14 protein-coding genes are annotated in these 19419 nt (G+C 57.6%); 8 read left to right on the top strand and 6 right to left on the bottom strand.

The features are described from left to right. The first annotated feature begins 826 nt into the window (after window positions 1-826). The 4 genes from BCS36_RS08335 (at window position 827) to BCS36_RS08350 (ending at window position 4562) form a co-directional block, all read left to right on the top strand. Window positions 827-1273: a flavodoxin gene (locus BCS36_RS08335; RefSeq protein ID WP_291302444.1), complete on the top strand. Its 447-nt coding sequence runs from the start codon at window positions 827-829 to the stop codon at window positions 1271-1273. Window positions 1274-2007: 734 nt separating this feature from the next. After that, on the top strand, window positions 2008-2994 hold the full coding sequence (galE, locus tag BCS36_RS08340) for a UDP-glucose 4-epimerase GalE (protein WP_291302445.1): 987 nt from the start codon (window positions 2008-2010) through the stop codon (window positions 2992-2994). A 24-nt stretch (window positions 2995-3018) separates the two neighbouring features. Next, window positions 3019-3303, top strand: a complete 285-nt coding sequence (locus tag BCS36_RS08345) for a hypothetical protein (RefSeq protein WP_291302446.1) — start codon at window positions 3019-3021, stop codon at window positions 3301-3303. A 209-nt stretch (window positions 3304-3512) separates the two neighbouring features. Then, window positions 3513-4562, top strand: a complete 1050-nt coding sequence (locus BCS36_RS08350; protein WP_291302447.1) for a bifunctional methionine sulfoxide reductase B/A protein — start codon at window positions 3513-3515, stop codon at window positions 4560-4562. A 535-nt stretch (window positions 4563-5097) separates the two neighbouring features. Here BCS36_RS08350 and BCS36_RS08355 read toward each other — a convergent pair. The 3 genes from BCS36_RS08355 to BCS36_RS08365 all read right to left on the bottom strand — a co-directional run bounded on the left by BCS36_RS08355 (window position 5098) and on the right by BCS36_RS08365 (window position 8656). Next, window positions 5098-6177, bottom strand: a complete 1080-nt coding sequence (locus tag BCS36_RS08355) for an ABC transporter substrate-binding protein (protein ID WP_291302448.1) — start codon at window positions 6175-6177, stop codon at window positions 5098-5100. Between the two features lie 182 nt (window positions 6178-6359). Beyond that, entirely contained in the window at window positions 6360-7529 is a 1170-nt protein-coding gene (locus BCS36_RS08360) for a nitrate/nitrite transporter (RefSeq protein ID WP_291302449.1), read from the bottom strand. Window positions 7530-7570: 41 nt separating this feature from the next. After that, entirely contained in the window at window positions 7571-8656 is a 1086-nt protein-coding gene (locus BCS36_RS08365; RefSeq protein WP_291302450.1) for a BMP family protein, read from the bottom strand. Between the two features lie 695 nt (window positions 8657-9351). Here BCS36_RS08365 and BCS36_RS08370 point away from each other — a divergent pair. After that, window positions 9352-10743 carry a radical SAM protein gene (locus tag BCS36_RS08370; RefSeq protein WP_291302451.1) on the top strand — a complete coding sequence of 464 codons (1392 nt, stop codon included), beginning with the start codon at window positions 9352-9354 and terminating at the stop codon, window positions 10741-10743. Between the two features lie 658 nt (window positions 10744-11401). Here the strand turns inward: BCS36_RS08370 and BCS36_RS08375 are convergent. Beyond that, entirely contained in the window at window positions 11402-11563 is a 162-nt protein-coding gene (locus tag BCS36_RS08375) for a hypothetical protein (RefSeq protein ID WP_291302452.1), read from the bottom strand. 165 nt (window positions 11564-11728) lie between these two features. Between BCS36_RS08375 and BCS36_RS08380 the strand changes: the two genes are divergently transcribed. The 3 genes from BCS36_RS08380 (at window position 11729) to BCS36_RS08390 (ending at window position 17483) form a co-directional block, all read left to right on the top strand. Continuing rightward, on the top strand, window positions 11729-14731 hold the full coding sequence (locus tag BCS36_RS08380) for a hypothetical protein (RefSeq protein WP_291302453.1): 3003 nt from the start codon (window positions 11729-11731) through the stop codon (window positions 14729-14731). A 106-nt stretch (window positions 14732-14837) separates the two neighbouring features. Next, window positions 14838-15065, top strand: a complete 228-nt coding sequence (locus BCS36_RS08385) for a hypothetical protein (RefSeq protein WP_291302454.1) — start codon at window positions 14838-14840, stop codon at window positions 15063-15065. Between the two features lie 1218 nt (window positions 15066-16283). Beyond that, a complete protein-coding gene (locus tag BCS36_RS08390; RefSeq protein WP_291302455.1) occupies window positions 16284-17483 on the top strand; it encodes an iron-containing alcohol dehydrogenase in 1200 nt (399 codons plus the stop codon). A gap of 617 nt (window positions 17484-18100) precedes the next feature. On the opposite strand, the gene dapA is transcribed toward BCS36_RS08390, so the two are convergent. Beyond that, window positions 18101-18979 carry a 4-hydroxy-tetrahydrodipicolinate synthase gene (dapA, locus tag BCS36_RS08395; protein ID WP_291302456.1) on the bottom strand — a complete coding sequence of 293 codons (879 nt, stop codon included), beginning with the start codon at window positions 18977-18979 and terminating at the stop codon, window positions 18101-18103. Between the two features lie 114 nt (window positions 18980-19093). Next, complete coding sequence (locus tag BCS36_RS08400; RefSeq protein WP_179979932.1) at window positions 19094-19369, bottom strand: HU family DNA-binding protein; 276 nt, start codon at window positions 19367-19369, stop codon at window positions 19094-19096. Window positions 19370-19419: the final 50 nt, after the last annotated feature.

Here is a 19419-nt window from a genome sequence, read left to right on the forward strand (position 1 = left end):
TCCCTGGCAAGGTGTGCATAGCCCATACGCCCCTCAATCTTTGGTTGGATGGAGAGGCTAAAGGGCTATACCACCTTGCCTTTTCATTCAACTTTGAGGGTGTTGCACTTGCAAGTTGAATCCGCCTGCTCTAAAAAAGGGGTCTCCTCCATCACGCCCCACCCCATAAAACATTTGTTAGAGTAGGATACAGGGTGTTTTTTGATTTGAAGGGGCGGAGCCAGAAGCAATGCCGTTCAGGCGTCACAATCCTCTCGCCGTTTATCCGCTCTGGCGTGAACTGTCCTGCAGCATGGGGGTTGCCCTTCCGAGGGCCGCGCATTCCGGCGACAGCACATCTCATGCCAGGTGGCGGCCTATGGCTGCAGATGACGACATGCGAAAAAAGAATTCACAAATGTGATCTTGGTCACAGATGTTTTTTCGACCCTTTGTAAGCTGAAGACGCTGACCCTGTCCGGGGTCTTTACAGAACCGGGCAGAAGGGCAGTTTGTTGTGAAAATGACCATGTCTCGCGCTTGCCTCTCGCGGTTCCAGAGCGACGCAAGCGCGGGCAGGGCCGCCAGACAGCCAGAAGGGACAAAAGGGCGAGGTTTTCCCGTGCTCCGCAAGGGCAGGACCAACCGAAATTCCGCGAGCTGCCCTGCGCGCGGCTGCAGCGCCCACGCCGGACGACGCCCGGATTGAGGGGCGTACAGCAGTCTTTTGACGAAACCTTTCATTGTATTGGGATATGGGCTTGACACAGGCAGGGAACCTAATTATTTCACTTGAAAATGAAATTCATTTTATAAATGTCCGGTCAATGACCGGAAGGAGCGCACCATGAGCAAGGTTATGATTCTGTATGGTTCCAGCACCGGCAATACTGAAAGCATTGCCCAGAAGCTGGAAGAGCTTATTGCCGCTGGCGGTCATGAAGTGACCCTGCTGAATGCTGCTGAAGCCGCTGCCGAGAACCTGGCCGACGGTTACGACGCCGTGCTTATGGGCAGCTCGGCCTGGGGCATGGAAGATCTGGAACTGCAGGACGATTTCGCCCCCCTCTTTGACGAAATGGAAAGCATGGGCCTCAAGGGCAAGAAGGTGGCCGCCTTCGCGTCGGGCGATATGGAGTATGAGCACTATTGCGGCGCGGTGCCTGCCATTGAAGAGAAGGCCAAGAGCCTCGGGGCCGAAATCATTTGTGAAGGCCTCAAGATGGAGGGCGACGCCTCCAACGATCCCGACGCCATTGTCTCCTTTGCCGAGGATGTGCTCAAGAGGCTGTAGCGGATGCGGGAGCAGACTCCCGCCGCGTAGGCGTAAGCGCAGTTTATTTGCGTAGTTACGCGTCGAAGCGGGCGTCTTGGAAGCATTGAAAATGGATATTCTCAATGCGAAAATGCTGTAGAATAGCTGCAGCAAGGCGTAGTGGCAGCCCGGAATTTGCGGCTGCTTGGGTAGATATGCTCGCAAGGCCTGAAGCCCCCGGTTGGTTTCGGGCCTTGCGCCGTTTTTAGGGCAGTTTACGAATGAAGTGAGTTACCTGCTCGCCTTCAGTGGCAAGGATTTTCTAAAAACCCTTGCCACTGAAGGCGAGCAGTCCAAGTGTTAAATGCCCCAGGGCAGCGTGCGCTTTGCCGTGGCAAAGCGCACCAGCGCACGGGCGTGCAGATGCTCCGCCGCGTTTTTTCTTTCGAGCGTATGGCGTTGCCAATACCAGTTCTTCAAGGCGCTGGCATGTCCCTTGGGCGCGTGCCAGAGCAAATATTCCGCTTTTGTGTCGTCAGGGCAAGCGCACGGTGGCGACCAGCCAGGTAAATTTTACGTGAACCTGCTTTAACAGCGCGTTGCCAGCGTAGCGTAAAAAAATTTCGCTCAGTGCTGGCTTCACAGTAAAAGACGTGGCAAAATACACTCAAGGTACTGGTGAGGCTTGCCAGACCGCAGTTGATGTGCAAAAAGCGGAACTCCATTCGCGCGGCGCGACGGCGCTGCTGTGCTTTCAACAAAAGAGAATGCCCATGTCCATATTGGTTTGCGGTGGGGCTGGCTATATAGGCTCCCATAATGTACGCGCTTTGCTGGCGCGCGGTGAAGACATAGTAGTTGTGGACAATTTTTTGACCGGCCATCGTGCCTCCTTGCCTGACGGCGTGAGCCTGTATGAAGGCGACATAAGGGATGGAGCGCTGCTGGACCACGTGTTTTCAAGTCACGGGGTGGATGCGGTACTCCATTTTGCCGCCAGTTCGCTGGTGGGCGAGAGCATGGAGCAGCCGCTGAAATATTTTCACAATAATGTCCACGGGATGCAGACTCTATTGGAAGCCATGGTGCGCAACCGTGTGGACAAGATAGTTTTTTCATCGTCGGCTGCCGTGTACGGCGAGCAGGAAAGCGTGCCCATTGATGAGGACGCGCCTTTGCGCCCCACCAATCCCTACGGCGAAAGTAAGCTCATTATGGAGCGCATGATGCACTGGGTGGGCAAGGCCCACGGCATCCGCTTTGTGAGCCTGCGGTACTTCAACGTGGGCGGCGCGTGGCCCGGCGGCGCCATAGGCGAGGCCCACAACCCCGAAAGCCATCTTATCCCCCTGATTCTTCAGGTTCCCTTGGGCCGCCGGGATACAGTAACCATTTTTGGCAATGACTATCCCACGCCCGACGGCACCTGCATCCGTGACTATCTGGATGTTATGGATCTGGCGGACGCGCATATGCGCGCTCTGGACTACCTGTGCGCCGGGGGCGGCAGCGAAATCTGCAACCTTGGCAACGGCAAGGGGTTCAGCGTACGCGAAATGGTGGCTGCGGCCTGCCGCGTGACAGGGTATGACATTGGCGTCACTATGGCCTTGCGCCGCTATGGCGATCCCGCGCGGCTCGTGGCTTCGGCTGACCGCGCCAAAGAAATTCTCGGCTGGCAAGCCAGGGCGGGCATTGACGAGATCATCGCCTCGGCCTGGGAATGGCACAAGACCCACCCGGACGGTTTCGCCTCATGACGGCAGTGCCGCGCACAACGGCATTTGTATCGTGAAATATACGGGCGGTCGTGTGCGCAGGCCACCGTCGCGCAGGCCACCGCCGCGCAGGGCGAGGTTTTCGCTCTCAAACGCTACAACGGCATGCCGCAGACCTTGAAAGGGCTGTTTGCAATGGCAGTCTGCCTGAACGCAGGGGCCGTTGCCGCAGGGCGGCACGACGCGCTGTGCCCGAACTTCGCCAAGGCGACCTTTATCGGCGGCATCCTTGAAGCGCGCAACTTTTCCACGGCAAGCCGCACAACGGTATGCCCTGTCTTCCCTTTATAATCCGAATCGCTGGGCGCGCAGTCTTCCACACCGTGCGTGGGCTGGACGTGCTGCCTTTCCCCTATGCTCCGTTATGGCGGGATGCCCCGTCCCGTGTACGTCGCGTGCCTTTTTGCCTCCGCCTTTCTGTGGCTGAAGGCCCGTGCCTGCAGAGAAGCATTGACCCTGCCCGCAGGGTACTTATTATAATAGGAAATAGTGAGAATAGTATGCGTGAACATGCCCTTTTTCTGATTCTGGCCGTTTTTCTGTTTTGCGGCCTGTATTCCGTACTCTCGGCGACAAAGGCAGACGCCGCCGTCGTTGTTTCAGCCAGCCCTTCACAGGAGGCTGCCATGAAGCCCTCATATCCCATGCCGCCTCTCAACGAACGCGAGGCGGACGTTATTTTGCGCAAAGGCACGGAGGCTCCGAACTCTGGCCAACTTAACAGCAACAAGGCGGCGGGAACCTACGTCTGCCGGCAGTGCGGCGCTGCGCTGTACAGCTCAAAAGACAAGTTTGCGTCCGGCTGCGGCTGGCCAAGCTTTGATGCCGAATTGCCGGGTGCCGTGCGGCGGCTGCCCGATGCGGACGGCAGAAGGGTAGAGATAGTCTGCGCCAATTGCGGAGGGCATCTTGGTCATGTGTTTGAAGGCGAAGGCTTTACGGCCAAGAACACCCGCCACTGCGTCAACTCGCTGTCCATGGCCTTTTATCCCGCTGGCAGTCCTGAAGAAGCCAAGGTTCTGGCGCAGCGCGCCCAGGCCGCCGCGACAACTGGCACGGCCATTGTGGCCGGGGGCTGCTTTTGGGGAGTGGAGGACGCCTTCAGGCGCATGCCCGGCGTGCGCGACGTTGTTTCTGGCTATACGGGCGGCCACACGCCAAACCCTTCCTATGAGGACGTGTGCCGGGGAGACACCGGCCATGCTGAAGCCGTGCGCATTGTCTTTGATCCCACGCAGATCAGTTATGAGCAGATCCTGCGCCGCTTTTTTGAAATTCACGACCCCACCCAGCTGGACCGCCAGGGCCCCGATGTGGGCAGTCAGTACCGATCCGCCGTGTTTTACCTCGATGCGGAGCAAAAGGCCGTGGCCCTCAAGCTCATGAATCTTCTGCGGGAAAAGGGCTATGATGTGGTGACGCGCCTTGAGCCAGCCGGGCCTTTTTATGAGGCTGAGGCCTATCACCAGCGCTTCGCCGAGCGCACCGGACGGGGCCGCTGCCACATGTCCGTGCCGCGTTTTGACGAACCCGCCAGGGGCGGCCGCTAGGCAGTGTCGTCACGAGCGCCTTTCCGGTTATTTTCGCGTCGAACTTCGCCTTTTATTCCGGTCGAGCGCCATCAAAGCGCACTCCCTGCATAACAGGCTCATTCTCCTTGAGATGACTGAAAATTCATCTCGTGACGACACTGTCTAGGTGGGACGGTAGGGTGAAGTGCTTAGCGGGGGAGGCGCCCCTTTCAGACCAGATTAACTTTGAAATGTTTTACTTTTCAAAGTTGTCATTCAGCCGCAAATCGTATTTTCGGCTGAATCCACTCCACGTTGTGGCGCGCCGTACCCTCGTGCAGCGTTAGAGCAGTTAACTTTTTTCAAAGTTAACTGCTCTAAAAAGGGTCGCCGCCCCCCACGCCCCACCCCCCCAATTTTTATTCTGTTTTGCTAGAGTGCCAAATGACAACGGCAACGGCACGGATTGCTCCGTGCCGTTGCCGTTGCGCTTATGAGCGGTTTAGCCGGACTAGCCGTAGATTTGGCCGCTGATTTGGTCGCCGCTCTGGCCGCGCCGGGCCGCTTTCAGCCGCTATTTTTTCAGCTTGAGGTTGGGCGGCACCAACTTGATGAATTTGTCGCTGGAGTATGCTGAGGTGTTGATTCTGGACAGTTCGTCCTTGCTCAACCGCCCCAGGCTGCCGAAAAACTGGGCAACGGCCTCAATGTCTTTCTGCACTTCGCTACGGCCCTTGGTCTCGTCAAAAAGGTTCTGCTGCTCGGCCAGGGCCAGCACCTGATGGTTCTTTATGTCCCGCCGCAGCAGGTCTTCATCATAGTCCTTGCCTGCCCATTCAAGGTAAAAGCGTCGATAATCCTGCAAAAAAACTTCAGGACTTTTGCTCAGGTAGTCATCCACAGCCCTGAAATACACCGTAAGAAATTTGGCCGTTATTTCGGGATTGGCGTTAGCATATGTCTTGTCGGCCACGAGGTAGGTGTAGCTTTCCTTGCCGCAGCTTTTCAGGTCTGCGGCGAGCACTCCGCCCTTGTCCAGCGCCAGATACAGTTGCGGCGCCCAAAGGGCGGCCCCGTCGCCGATATGGTTTTCAAGACTGGCCACTACCAGCCCTTGCGCCATGTCACGGATGCTGATGTCGCTGTCCTGCAGGCCAAGCACCTTCAACCATGTGGAAAGAACATAGTGCGCCGAGCTGATGTCGGTAAGCACAAAGGTCTTGCCGCGCACAGTGTCCGGGCTGCCCAGCACATTGGGGTACTCCTTGTTCCAGCCCTTGACCGCGGCAATGGGACTGTCGGCATGCACCACCACGCCATTGGCTGCAGCCTCATCCACACCGATGGCTATGGCAATGACATTGTTGCGCATATTGCCAATGATGGAAGGAACCACCCCCATGCCCGCGTATACCCATGCCCCCGTGGAATGGGCATTAAGAATTTCAGCGCCGGAATTATACTGTTGGATTTCAATATCCAGCCCGGCGTCTCTGTCCCATTTTTTTTCCTTGGCGTACCACATGAGAAACGTTTCAAACTCGTCCACCCAGGCGGTGGGAACGCGTACCAGCCTGGCCGCGTTCGCTGCGGGCGCGGTAAAAAGCAGCAGCATGAGGGCGGTAAGAAACAGGACAGTATATTTTTTTAGCATGATTTTCTCCCTGAAAATTGTGGAGACGCAGGAAGGCGGACAGATTGTAGGTGGGGGGATGCCACGGGGTTTTGGGTGCAACCCGCGGGGGCCGGTTTGGGGCCGGGCATAATCAATTTACCTGTTTTTTTATTTTGCGGCAATGCCTGAGAGGCGGGGGCGGGCCGCCCCCCATGCCTTTTTTAGCTGAAGCTTCCGTTACGGCAGAGACTGCGCCCCCACAGGTACAGCGCCGCAGTGCACAGGGCCGTAACAAGCAGGGCCGGGCCAAATGAACCCGCGTATTCGCGCACATTGCCCATCAGCAGGGTGAGCAGCACATTGATGAGGCAGGCGACGGTAGCCATAAAGCCCACTCCGGTGGCCACAAGCCCCGGCCCTGTAGTGCGGATGGTCAGAACAAATACCGCAGCGTAGGTGCCGCCGCAAAAGACGGCCAGGCACGCGCCCGCCGCCAGTGTGGTCAAGGGGCCGGGCATGAGGGCCATGGCCGTGTAGAGCAGGGAAATGCCAAGCACAAGGCGTGTCAGCAGCTTGTGGAGGTCGCTTCTGCCGCCAAGCTCCCCGCCGCCCATGCGGGCAAAGGTTCCGGCCAGAAGCACCACGCCAGTGGCCAGAGCCCAGTGTTCAGGCTTGTTGCTCTGGTCGCGGTCGGCAAGAATAGTGGGCAGCCAGCTGCCCAGCGCCGTGATGGTGCCGAAAGAAAATCCGTGGCAGCAGCCGAGAAACCAGAGCTGTCTTGATCTGGCTACGGCTTTGAGTGACAGCCATATGTTGCCGTCAGTGCCGGGAACGGTTTGCGGTCGCAATGCAGCGCGTGGCGTCCAGAGCAAAGAGAGCAGCAGCAGGGCGGGCATCAGGGCCACCATGATGTAGCTCACCACCCACCCCTGAGCCTCGAAAAACGGCAGCACAAGGTAAGGAACCATAGTGCCGAAACTGAAGGCCGCGCCCTGCATTCCCTGGGCGCGGGCCAGAAACTGCGGTGGGGCCAGAACCTTGACCACAGAAACCACGCCAAGAAAAAGCATGGACGAGGCCATACCCACCACAAGGCGCATAACTATGGCCAGGCCGAGATTCTCGGGGGCCAGAAAAGGCGCAAGCGAACACACGGTGCAAAGGATGGTCGAGATCACCAGGGAGCGCAGTATGCCCAGCCTGTCGATAAGCAGTCCCGCCGGAATCTGCGCCAGGGCGTGCGTCCAGAAAAGGGCGCTCAGAAAGAACGACAGTCCGCTGTAGCCCACATGAAAAAGTTGCATGAACTGCGTGGCCACTGGCGGAATGTTCATGAACATGAAGCCGATTCCCAGACAGCCGAGTATGGGAAACCAGTAATAAACGGGCATCAGAATTCTCCAGAATCGCCGCGTCCTTGCGCGGCGTCACGCTACAGGCAGTCGCAGAGTGTTCTTTCGCGCAGGGATTTCAGGCGGATGCCGCCGTTCTCCAGTTCGCCGCGCAGTTCGCGCAGCCTGCGGTCCATGCCCGCCGGAATGTTTTTGCCCGCCGATTTGCGGAACGGCTCCATATCCGTAATATCCACGCCGCCGCTTTTGAGGTCGCGTACGAGTATTTCCTTGCCCTTGAAGTTGCCCGAGGCGGCAGCGGCCACCAGGTCATACACGGCGTCGTCCGCCTTTTTGACTATGGAGGTGAGCACGCGCCCGGGCAGTTTGCCGTCCTGGTTTCCGTCAAGTCCTATGACATACGCGCCCCGTCTGGCGGCTTCTTCCATAGCTGGCCCGTTGCCGAGCCCGCTGGCCAGCACCAGAATGTCCGCGCCCTGGTCCAGCAGTTCGCTGGCGGTCTTTCCTCCGGCTGCCGCGTCCGTAAAGGAGCCCGTGATCCTGTTGATGACGCGCACCTCCGGGTCCACAAGGCGCGCGCCCTCCACAAAGCCATTGAGCAGGGAGCGCATGGCGGGCACGTCTTGCCCCGACAGCCAGCCGATGGTTCGGTCGGCATTGATGCCGGGCAGGGATGTCTGCACCGTGAGCATGGCCGCTGCCGCTCCGGCAAGATAGGCCGCCTGCTCGTCGGCAAAGGTTATGGACATGATGTTGGGCGCGCGTATGCCTGCATCAATGCAGCCAAACAGGGTCCGGCGGTAGTTGGCGGCATTGTTGCGGAGGGCTTCGTGCAGCTGGTCGGAGGCCACAAGCACAAGGTCATGGCTGGAAGCGGCATTGCGGAAAAATTCCTGCATGGCGGCGGCATCGGCCTGGGCCGGGGCCACCAGAACTTCGGTTGCAACAGGCAGTTGCCGTGCCCGTTCAAGCCCGCGCAGCAGGGCGTCGTTCCAGCCGCCGTCGCCGCCGGGATGCTCCAGCAGCAGGGCCACGCGCAACGGCCCGCCGGCGGCAGGGGCCGTTTCCGCCGCGTATGGGGCGCTTGTGGCCCAGAAGGCCAGCAGAGTGAGGCAGAGCAGGAAAAAGACAGGGGGCAGCACAGAAGACGATTCGCGGTGGCGCATGGGCAGTATTCCTTAAACTCGTATATGAGGCCGAACGGCCAGGAGATAAGCATACGCCCGCGTAGCGCAGCCCGCAATAGCTGGAAGCGCAAGGGAAATGGCGCAGGGGCATACACCCAGGTGGATGCCCCTTTTCAGTGAGCAGGGGCAATTTTTCATTGATATGCCCTGTGGGAAGGGACCCTTTTGCAAAACCCATCCTCCCCCACGCCCCCCGCCACCTCTTAAAATCTTTGGCTCTGTTTAAAGAAAGGGGCTCGTTGTTGTAATTGGCATAACTATCAGACATATTTATTGCAAATATGTCTGATAGTTAAATGAAAGATTAATGAATCTTCTTTCATATTCAAATAATTAATAAAATTATCAGCATAATATTACCCTCCTAATTTTTTTATAAAGTATATCTGAGGGTGGAAATAACGTTAACCTAATTTTATAAAACCTGTTCTAGAACAGAGCCAAATCTTCACTTGCTTTTGTAGAGCAAAGACTCCGCGGATATTCGGGCAGAAGCCGGGTGCGCGCTTTTGCGCGCAATTTTGAGGCAGTGGCTGCTGGTGCGGTTGTAAAATATTTGAAGTTCTTTCTTGACAGTACAATGTGAAATATTGGACAATCAAATCATCGACAGAAAATGTATATGAAAATTTTCTAACAGACATTTTTGTGAAATGCATGAGAGGGTGAACGGTATGTCTGCGGAGTCATTGCCCCTATGGTTTGATGTGGCCGCGATTGAAAAAGCCTTGAGCCGCCAGAAGGCTCCAGACTCCATCGAACTTCGCGATATTCTGGATAAATCCATGCGGATGGAGCCCCTGAACCAGGACGAAATCGTGGCTCTCATGCGTGTTGATGATCCGGTGGGGCACGAGCGCATTCTTGCCGTGGCGGACGAGGTGAAGCAGAAGGTCTACGGCGACCGCATGGTGCTTTCAGCCCCGCTGCATCTTTCCAACCATTGCGGCAGTGAGTGTCTGTACTGTTCCAACCGGCGGGATAACGGGCTTGTGGAGCGCAAGTACATGACCTCGCCGGAAATGCGCGAGTCCGCGCTGAAGCTCATTCGCCAGGGTCACAAACGCATATTTCTGGTCAGCGGGCAGTTGCCCAATGCCGATGTGGACTACCTGGCCGAAGCCATAAGCATTCTCTATACGCTTTTTGACGGGGTGGGTGAAATCCACAGCGTCAACGTCAATGTGGGGCCGCTGGAAAGCAGCCAGTACCAGGTGCTTCTGGACGCCTATGTGGGCACTGTCCTCATCTATCAGGACACCTATCATGAGCCCAGTTACCGCGCGGCCCATATAGCCGGCCCGAAAAGCAACTATGTTAAGCGCCTTACCGCTCCCGATACGGCCTTTGCGGCAGGCGTGCCCGACGTGGGCATGGGCATTCTGCTGGGCCTTGGCCCATGGCAGTTTGACCTGCTTGCCGTAGCGCAGCATGCGCAGCATCTTGAGCGCGTTTACGATATGGGGTGCCGTACCGTAAGCCTGCACAGGATGCGTCCCGCGCCCGGCAGTCTCATGAGTGCGCCCTACCCGGTGAGTGATGCCGACTACCTGCGGTGCGTGGCCCTGGTCAGACTGGCCCTGCCCTATGCGGGCATCATCCTGACCACAAAGGAACCTGCCGGACTCTGGCGCGACGGCTGTGGCGCCGGGGCCTCGCAACTGCTCACGGGCAGTGTGGCCAACCCGTATGGCGGATGGACCGTGGCCCCCGGCCAGCAGGTCCCCTTCCCCCTGGGCGAGGATTGTCATGTGGATGAAGTGGTGCGCTTTCTGCTTGAAGACGCGCGGCATCTGCCTTCGTTTTGCGCGGCGTGCCCACGTCTGGGCCGCAGGGGCGAGGAATTCCTTGCCATGGTGCGCGAGTGCGGCATGAAAGGGCAGTGTAGTCCCAATTCGGTGGCGTCGTTTATGGAATTTTTGCTGCATTACGCCACACCCTACACGCGCATCCAGGGCGAGCGCCTACTGGATGAAAAGCTGGGCAGAATGTCCCTGCATGAGCGCGGCGCGGCGGAACGCCTGCTCAAAAAAGTGCGTGCTGGCTGTATGGACGAGTTTATCTGACATCAGAATTCGGTTGACGCTGTGCCGGACGGCGACGGCCCGTCGGGCGCAGGGCGTGGGCGGCTTCAGCGGGGAGTCGCGGCGAAAAGACTGCGTTGATATTTAGGGCGAAAAAGTTGTGAGGGTTTGTGCCGCGCTGACCTGCCGCGCTACGTGCCGCAGTGACGGGCCGCAGTCGCGTGCCTGCTGACGTGCCGCGCTGGCGGCAGATGCACGGATACGGCCCCGTCATGGCAGGCATGCCCCGTCTGGGCAGCGCGGATACGGCATGGCGCTGCGGAATCGTTTTTACACGGCGTGATCAGACGTTTTTATGGCGGACCACAAGGGGAGTGCCTTTTGCCAGGCAGTCGCCAACCGCTCCTTTAGTCCCGGAACCGGCGGGACGCGAAGGCCGGGGTGTGTCCGGGTTGCCTCAGGGCAACCGGGGGACGGGCTGCAGCATCCGGCGGCTCGTCCCCCAACTTGCTGTTCGAGTGCATCATGCCCGCCTTTTGTCGAGCCCCTGCCCGTATTCTCACGCGGTTTGCCTTCCTCTGCCTTCTGCCAGTCTTGTCCTGCTGTACTTCTTTTGATCGTCAGCCGTACGAAATTTTGCCTTTGCCGCGACGTCGCCTTGTGAGCACCATTCTCAAGGTTATGAGAACGTTTTTTGTCTTTACGGCGAGCGCAGATGCCCCTTGAGCATATGTCCTTTAAACGTCAGGGTGCGCGCCGCACGGCGCTCGCCCGAGCAGTCCTGCGCGTTTTGCGCCTTTATGCGGGCCTTGCGCATGCTGCCGCAACGGCCAGGGGTAAAGGGCAGCCGCCCTTGCTTCATGGCGCGTCTGCGGCCTGCCTTGCCGTCCCGCGCGGGCGGCCTCTGGGCGTTTCAGGGCGAAACCTTTCTGAGATCGGGTATTTGACGTGAGCGCCGGTGCGCGCTACTGTTGCAGATGGTTTATTCCAGCCGCCGTCGGGCGGTTTTTTGCAAGGAGTACATGGCGTGAGCTTCCTACGGCGTGGTATTTATTTTGACAAGCAGGACAGGGATATCCTCATGCTTGTCAACCGCATTCTGGAATCCGATAACAAACCTTCGGATACCAGTCTTTTTGACCCCAGCCTGCACCCGCACGGCATCAAGGAGCTCGTCGCCACTCCGGTTTCGCGCATGGCCTATGCCGTCATCAACCTGCTGCGCAATCTTCAGGTAGGGCGCACCCAGGCGAGAGACCGCCTGCTGGCCCTGCAAACCCTGTACGATGAGGTGCTCAACAGCGCGCACTCGACGCTGCGCCGCAATACGGCGCGCGTGCTCATGCAGATCATGAAAAGCATTGTGCGCGCTCATGACAATCCTTTGGAGCAGCTCAAGCTGGCGCATGACTTTCGCCGGACGGTGCAGGGCACGCCGCGCGTTGTCCGCCGCATGCTGGCGCGGTATCATCTGCCGGAAATGCCAGAGGCCTGGAACCAGATAGCCTTTGACGACCACGTATACGACGCCAACACCAAGGGCCGCAAAACCCCGACCCACCTTATCATGGACGCCTGGATCAAGGGGCTGCGCTCGCTCACGGTGGCTTATGAATACTGGGTGCAGCCCGATGCCGCGCGCGAAATTCTGCGTGCAGCCGAAATTACGGGCATTGCCGTGCGTATTGGCCTGGAATTTCAGGTGCCATTTTATGGGCGTTTTGTAAGTCTGTTCTGGATACCGCGCGGCTTCAGTTCGCACGAAGATTTTTTGGAATTTCTGCACAGCCCCAAGGTGGCGGAAATGATGAAGCGCGGCCGCGAAGTGCTGCGCTGGCGGCGTGATCGCGTCCTGCATTGCCTTTCTTTGTGGAACGAGCACCAGCGCCCCAGGATGGAAGCCGCCTGGGGGGTGGAAATACCCGAACTGTCGGCGGACGATTTTTTGCGTTTCGTCGGGCGCGGCCAGGCCAGCAGCCTGCATCTGGCAGAAGGGCTGCACCGCCATGTGCAGCCTGCCCTGCGGCAGCGCGCCGCCAGGCTCGCCGAGATTGACGACGCCGTTTCACGCGCCGAACTGGCGGTTCTTGAGCGCATGGGGCCTGAGCATATAGCCGAGGAATGGCTTTCCGCAGCCCTGCATCCCGAACTGCCCGATCTGGACAGTCCGCCGCCTCACGAAGAAATGCCCCATCTCATGCGGCTTTCCATGTTCGAACTCACGCGGGAACTGGCGGAGCTTACGCCAGGCTACCGTCTGGTGCTCTGCACCTCGGGCCTGAGCGTTGAGGACGTGGCTGAGCTTTTATGGGATGCCAAGGGCAACATTACCCATCTGGAAATCTTCAACATGAAGAGCTGGATGGAGCGGCAGCAGACCAACCTCAAGCCCATTAGCGAACTGCAGCAGGCCTTCAATGAAGGGCTCGGCCCGCGCGTAAAACAGATGATACGCCAAATGGCGCGTCGCATGCGTACTGTGGATGAAGAAAGGGCCGCAAAATTTCGCGACATACTGCACAACGTGCCGAAGCTGTGGGAGCACTACCGCCACAAGCCCCTTGGTTCGCGCCTTGGTACAAGTTCCGCCAGCCGCATTACCTACGGCATGGGATTTGTCATCAAGGATACCCTGCCCAATGGGCGCTTTACGGCGCACAAGGGCAGAGGACAGCAGCAGTTTGAAATTCCCATCTGTTCGCCGGTTGAGGAAGTTTACAGCTATGCCAAGCCCCGTAATCCCACGTCCTGGCAGCGGCTGGCCTCCTGTCTGCACTGGCTGCCCGGCTGCCGTCATTTGGGCCTGGAGCGCCGCAAGACCTGGAAGACCGCCAGCGAAGATTTTCGCGTGTGCGGCCAGGGCAACGTCATCAACCTTGGCGGACTCAGCACGGCCACAGGCAATAATCTGCTCGGCAAAAAGCAGCAGGCTGATCCTCGGCCCCCTGGTTTTGCCTATCTGAACAGTTCGTTCTGCAACTGGCTCAAAGTGTTGCTGGGCTTTGTACCCGCCTTTTTCTCCTTTCTGTACACGCAGGACTGGTGGGTGCTCGCCTGGGGCGGCACCTTCATATGGTTCGGCATTACGGGCGTGCGCAATGTGGTGCAGATGGTGCTGGCCGCCAAGGGGGCCACGCGTGATACCCTCATCCACTGGAAAGATCAGGTCAGTGTAAGCCGCTTGTGCGATTCGCTCATGTACACGGGCATCTCTGTGCTGTTGCTGGAAGTGCTGGTGCGCGTGTGGCTGCTGGACAGGACCATGGGCATTACAGTGGCTCAAAATCCCTGGACCGTCTTCACGGTTCTGAACATCATCAACGGTTTCTACATCTGCGCGCATAATGTTTTTCGCGGCTTTCCCAAGGAGGCCGCCATCGGCAACCTCTTCCGCAGCGCCCTGGCCATTCCCGTGTCGTCAATCTACGGCTACACGTTGCAGTATGGCCTTGAGGGCCTCGGCGTGCTTAATCCCGAAATCTATCTGGTGCCCAGCGCGGCAGTGGTGTCGAAGATGGCTTCAGACACGGTGGCAGCCCTCATTGAAGGCTACGCCGACAGCCAGGTGAACCTGCGCATGCGCCGCTGGGACTACAAAAGCAAGCTTAACAACCTCTTTGACTGCTATACGCGGCTGGAACTGCTTTTCCCGCACGAAGACGCCCTCATCAAGTTGGCGCGTCCAGGGGGACTTCAGGGCAGCGGGGGCATCAAGGGCAAGGAACTGGAAAGAGCCTTTATCGTCAATGCCCTTGATCTTATGTATATCTGGTTCTATCAGCCCCGGGCGCAAGATGCTTTTCGGCAGGTAGCGCGCGCCCTGCCTGAAGCTGACCGTAATGTGCTGGCCAGATCGCAGCTTGTGCTGACCCGTGAGCGCGAGATCAGCCAGCTTTTGGTCGACGGTCTGCTGGGACGCAACTTCTCCCGCCCCCTGGCGTTCTTTCTGGACAAGCGTAAAGCCTATCTGCGGAGCCTGGGCCGCATGTGCCGACCCGGCAAGATGAAAGAGCCGGGCGGCCCGCGTTAACCGCGTTGTTTCTTGAAATGCTTTGTGGGGAAGGGACCCTTTTGCAAAAGGGTCTCCTCCCCCACGCCCCCACCCCCTAAAACTCTCATGATAGAGCCTGTCACCTTTGAAAAAGGGTGCATCCTCCAATGCTGCACAAGCGTGCACCGCGTCGCAACGTGGTGCAGATGCAGCAGAAACCCGCATCTTCCGGCAGAACGACGCATTGAAATGTGAAGATTTCTATGTGCTCCGCCCTGGCAGCTGCGGGCAGATGCTCGCCGTGCAGGCACCCGTCATGCAGGCGTCAATGCTGTTTTTTCGCGTGGTAAATATCGTAGAGGGCATGACGTAAGCGCTGAGAAGGCATGTTCTCAACATTATTCTGTATTAAGGGGTTTCTGATCTGAGGCAGGGGCCCTGAAGGCTGTGTCTTCCAGGCATCACGCCACTCAACGTGTAAGGGTTCTGGCGGCAGGAAGGGGAGTTGCGAGCCTGCGCGGGCGGGCTTGGCGGGTGTACAATCGCTGCTGTTTGCGCCGGGCATCACAGCAAGACGAGCTTGCTGCCAGAGTAGATCCCCCGAGATGAATATTCCCGGAACTTCAAGCGTCCGCTGCTGCCCGCAGCCGCGCGGATAAATCCCGTTTGCGCCTTCACGGCGCGCCTGCCTGCATGGCCGCGAGCCATTGCACATCACACATGCGCACATCCAGCGACAGAAAATTTCAAAATTCCGGATACTGCGCCCGGACTTTCGTACAGCCAATGACGGTGTTTTTGGGTTTATGGGGCACTACGGTAAGGCGTGGCGTCCCATAGGCGTTCGAGGCGCGCGCATAGCGGCAACCATAGTCGCGTGCGCCGCACGCGCTTGCCTCCAAATACGTCTGAAGAGCCCCTTCACAAACCTTGTCTGCAACACAGCGCTTCTGCATTTTGCCTGTGTTGGCGCAGTGCTTTACGTCACTGGGCATTGCCATTTTTCGATGGCGGGCGGTTGCCAACCCCACACGCAGCGAGGCGTGCGCGCAGCCGCGCCTTTGCCCGATTACCCCGCGCCAAAGCAGCGCTGCTATTCCCTTATGCAAATATACGGCGCGACAGGCGTGGCGTCTCTTTTATGAATGTATATTCCCTATAGTTCCCCATTTTGACAGCGTAGTGGCATTGAGGCTTTGCAGCGCGACGTCTTGCTGGATCGGGCGCTCTTGCCCAGAATCCCTCTGAGGCCGCTATTGTTTTTTACTCACTGGTGTTCGAGAGTCGTTGAATGTATATTTTATTAATAAAATTGGTATGATAGATTGTCGTTGTCACGGTTTCAATTTTTGGGTGAACATTCAATCAACGTTGTATTGTGCAAAAAAGAACAAAATATATTTAGTTGTGTAAAAAAGAACAGATGTATTGAAGCAAAAAATAATTTAAAAGGTTTGGTAGTTACACTCTACAGCGCTTGCAATGGATTTTTCTATGCTGTAATGTCTCCCTAAAGGACGCTTTCTTATCACTGCGGCACATACATTAAGTAACTTAGGTATGTTGTGTTCGCATAACGCCAGGAGTCGCTATGAGTACTGAGCTTAAAAGCATGCACATGGGCCAGATCACTTCCTTCTTCATTCCCAATGTTACCCTTGTGGGCGAGGGATGTTCCAAGGAGATTCCTGCTCGTCTTAAGAACATCGGTGGCAGCAAACCCCTGATCGTTACCGACCAGGGCATCGTCAAGGCTGGCATCCTGAAGCAGATTACCGGCATCCTTGATGCCGCAAAGATGAAGTACGCCATTTTCGATCAGACTGTGCCCAACCCCACTGACAAGAATGTGGATGCTGCTTTTGCCATGTACAAAAAGGAAAAATGTGACAGCATCATTACGCTTGGCGGCGGCAGCTCGCATGACTGCGGCAAGGGCGTGGGTTTTCTCGCTGGCAACGGCGGCAAGATTCATGACTACGAAGGCGTGGACAAGTCCTCCAAGCCCTTCCCGCCCTACGTGGCCGTCAACACCACCGCTGGTACCGCTTCTGAAATGACCCGTTTCTGCATCATCACCGACACGTCCCGCAAGGTGAAGATGGCCATTGTTGACTGGCGCTGCACTCCTGGCGTCGCCATTGACGATCCCCTGCTCATGATGGGCATGCCCCCGGCCCTTACCGCGGCCACCGGCATGGACGCCCTGACGCATGCTGTTGAAGCCTATGTTTCCACTGCCGCCACTCCCATGACCGATGCCTGCGCCGAAAAAGCCATGGAATTTATCAACCGTTACCTGCGCCGCGCGGTTGCCAACGGTCAGGACAAAGAAGCCCGTGAAGGCATGTGCTACGCCCAGTATCTGGCCGGTATGGCCTTCAACAACGCCAGCCTGGGTCATGTTCACGCCATGGCGCACCAGTTGGGCGGCTTCTATGACCTGCCCCATGGTGAATGTAACGCCATTCTTCTGCCGTACGTCAGTGAATACAACCGCATCGCCACCCGCCGCCGCTTTGGCCGCATCGCCCGCATTCTCGGCGAGATCACCGATGGTCTGAGCGCTGATGAAGCTTCCAAAAAGGCCATTGCCGCCATCAATACCCTGTCGCAGGACGTGGGCATTCCTGTTGGCCTTAAGGCTCTTGGCAAGAAGTACGGCAAGGACGTGAAGGAAGAAGATATCCCCACAATGACGGCCAACGCGCAGAAGGACGCCTGCGGCCTTACCAACCCCCGTACCATGACAGACGCAGCCGTGGCCGCCATCTACAAGGCCGCCATGTAAGTTTGGAGTATAGGCGTTCTGCACTGGCAGCGCCGTAAAAAAGCAGACTGGCCGCCCCTTGGAGCGGTCAGTCTGCTTTTTTATGGCTTTGGCCAGTTGAGCGCGGCATCGCGAGAAACAAAGCACCACCCGCTATGCGGGTGTGGTGCTGATTGGTCTGCCCCGGCGCGTCTGAGGGGTATTTGAGAACGTGCACCAGCCATGGTGGCGGCGTTCGTAAAGTCCGCCCAGACGTCTGACGGCAGACGAGTGAAATCGCTCTGCGTCCGGGGGGCACATGCACAGAAACCTCGTTGTAATTTATAAAAATACGCCAAGAGTTTTAGGCGGTGGGGGGGTGGGTGAGTGTCCCTTATGCAAAAGAGGCCCTCACCCACAAAGTATTTCAGCGTGAAGTTTTACCGTTGTCCGTTCCAGAATGCTGGTCTCTTCTGCACAAAGTATTGCAACGAGCATTGCTCTGGCAAGAATCGCCCCAAAGGGGAGCCTGTAATCAAAAATCCCCCGGCAAGAGCACTGCCGGGGGATTTTGTTTTACGGACTCCCGTAAGACGGGGTCTAGCGCTTGACGCTGCGCCGAATATCTTCAGCCTGGCGCATTTCAAAGCTAATCTGGCCTAGATGAGTTTCATCTGGCGCAACACCGGAACAAGCTTTTCTTTGGCTGCTGCGCCCAGAGGGCAAAGCGGCAGGCGCAGCTCGGCTTCCATCTTGCCCATGAGGTGCAGGGCCGTCTTGGCCGGGATGGGATTGCTTTCAAAGAACATGGCTTCGTGCAGCGGGAAAAGTTCATGATGGATACGCGCGGCCCCGGCAACGTCGCCCTTGCGGAAGGCATTGACCATGGCGGCCATGCGGCCAGGCACAAGGTTGGACGTAACGGAAATGACGCCATGACCGCCCAGGGCCATGAGGGGCAGGGCGGTGAAGTCATCACCGGAAAGCACGCTGAACCCCTGAGGGCAGCTGGACAGGGTTTTGCTGCCCTGGGCCATGTCGCCGGTAGCTTCCTTGACGCCCACAATGTGGGGGAAAGCCTTGGCCAGGCGAGCCAGAGTTTCCGGCAACAGGTTGCACCCCGTTCTGCCAGGCACGTTGTAGGGCACAAGCGGGATGTCCACGGCTTCGGCTATGGCCTTGTAGTGCTGGAACAGCCCTTCCTGGGTCGGTTTGTTGTAATAGGGGGTGATGAGCAACGCTCCGTTGGCCCCGGCTTTTTTGGCGAAGCGGGTCAGGCGGATGGCTTCGAGCGTGTTGTTTGAGCCAGCCCCGGCCAGAACGGGAACTCGCCCCTTGGCCTGATCGATGCAGATTTCAATGACCCTTTCGTGTTCTTCGTGGCTGAGGGTGGCGGATTCGCCGGTGGTGCCGCAGGGCACCAGGCCATGAATACCTTCAGTGATCTGGAATTCAATGAAGTTTCGGTAGGCCTCCTCGTCAAGGGCATTGTTCTTGAAGGGGGTGACAAGCGCTGTCATAGCACCGGAAAACAGCATGACGGTCTCCTTGGCGCGCTTTGCGCGCCTATGGATGGCCGAACGCCGAGAATGAAGGTACACCTTCATCCCGTTCGGCTCAGATTGCGGCAAAGCCGCGTTATGCAACTATGCCTATTGATTTATAAATTCTTTCAGTTCCTTGCCAGCGCGAAAAAAGGGCAGACGTTTCGAGGACACGGTGACGCTTTCCCCAGTCTTGGGGTTGCGACCCGCATAGCCCTCATACTCTTTGATTTTAAAGCTGCCAAAGCCGCGAATTTCAATGCGCTCTCCGGCAAGCAGGGACTGCTTCATGGCGTCAAAAAAGGTGTTTACCACCATTGACGCATCATCAAAGGGGATATTGGTTTCGTCGGCCAGCGCCTTGATAAGTTCGCTTTTGTTCATCACGCCTCCGTAACTGCGTTATGTTACTCGCGGAAGCATTCTGCCTGAAA

This window comes from Desulfovibrio sp. MES5, assembly GCF_002237645.1.
Taxonomy (GTDB): Bacteria; Desulfobacterota; Desulfovibrionia; order Desulfovibrionales; family Desulfovibrionaceae; genus Desulfovibrio.

Coding starts and splice junctions, on each gene's coding strand:
- galE (WP_291302445.1), top strand. CDS start 2,008: ATGTCCATATTGGTTTGCGGTGGGGCTGGCTATATAGGCTCCCATAAT.
- BCS36_RS08360 (WP_291302449.1), bottom strand. CDS start 7,529: ATGCCCGTTTATTACTGGTTTCCCATACTCGGCTGTCTGGGAATCGGC.
- BCS36_RS08400 (WP_179979932.1), bottom strand. CDS start 19,369: ATGAACAAAAGCGAACTTATCAAGGCGCTGGCCGACGAAACCAATATC.
- BCS36_RS08350 (WP_291302447.1), top strand. CDS start 3,513: ATGCGTGAACATGCCCTTTTTCTGATTCTGGCCGTTTTTCTGTTTTGC.
- BCS36_RS08375 (WP_291302452.1), bottom strand. CDS start 11,563: ATGAAGCAAGGGCGGCTGCCCTTTACCCCTGGCCGTTGCGGCAGCATG.
- dapA (WP_291302456.1), bottom strand. CDS start 18,979: ATGCTGTTTTCCGGTGCTATGACAGCGCTTGTCACCCCCTTCAAGAAC.
- BCS36_RS08365 (WP_291302450.1), bottom strand. CDS start 8,656: ATGCGCCACCGCGAATCGTCTTCTGTGCTGCCCCCTGTCTTTTTCCTG.
- BCS36_RS08390 (WP_291302455.1), top strand. CDS start 16,284: ATGAGTACTGAGCTTAAAAGCATGCACATGGGCCAGATCACTTCCTTC.
- BCS36_RS08355 (WP_291302448.1), bottom strand. CDS start 6,177: ATGCTAAAAAAATATACTGTCCTGTTTCTTACCGCCCTCATGCTGCTG.
- BCS36_RS08335 (WP_291302444.1), top strand. CDS start 827: ATGAGCAAGGTTATGATTCTGTATGGTTCCAGCACCGGCAATACTGAA.
- BCS36_RS08370 (WP_291302451.1), top strand. CDS start 9,352: ATGTCTGCGGAGTCATTGCCCCTATGGTTTGATGTGGCCGCGATTGAA.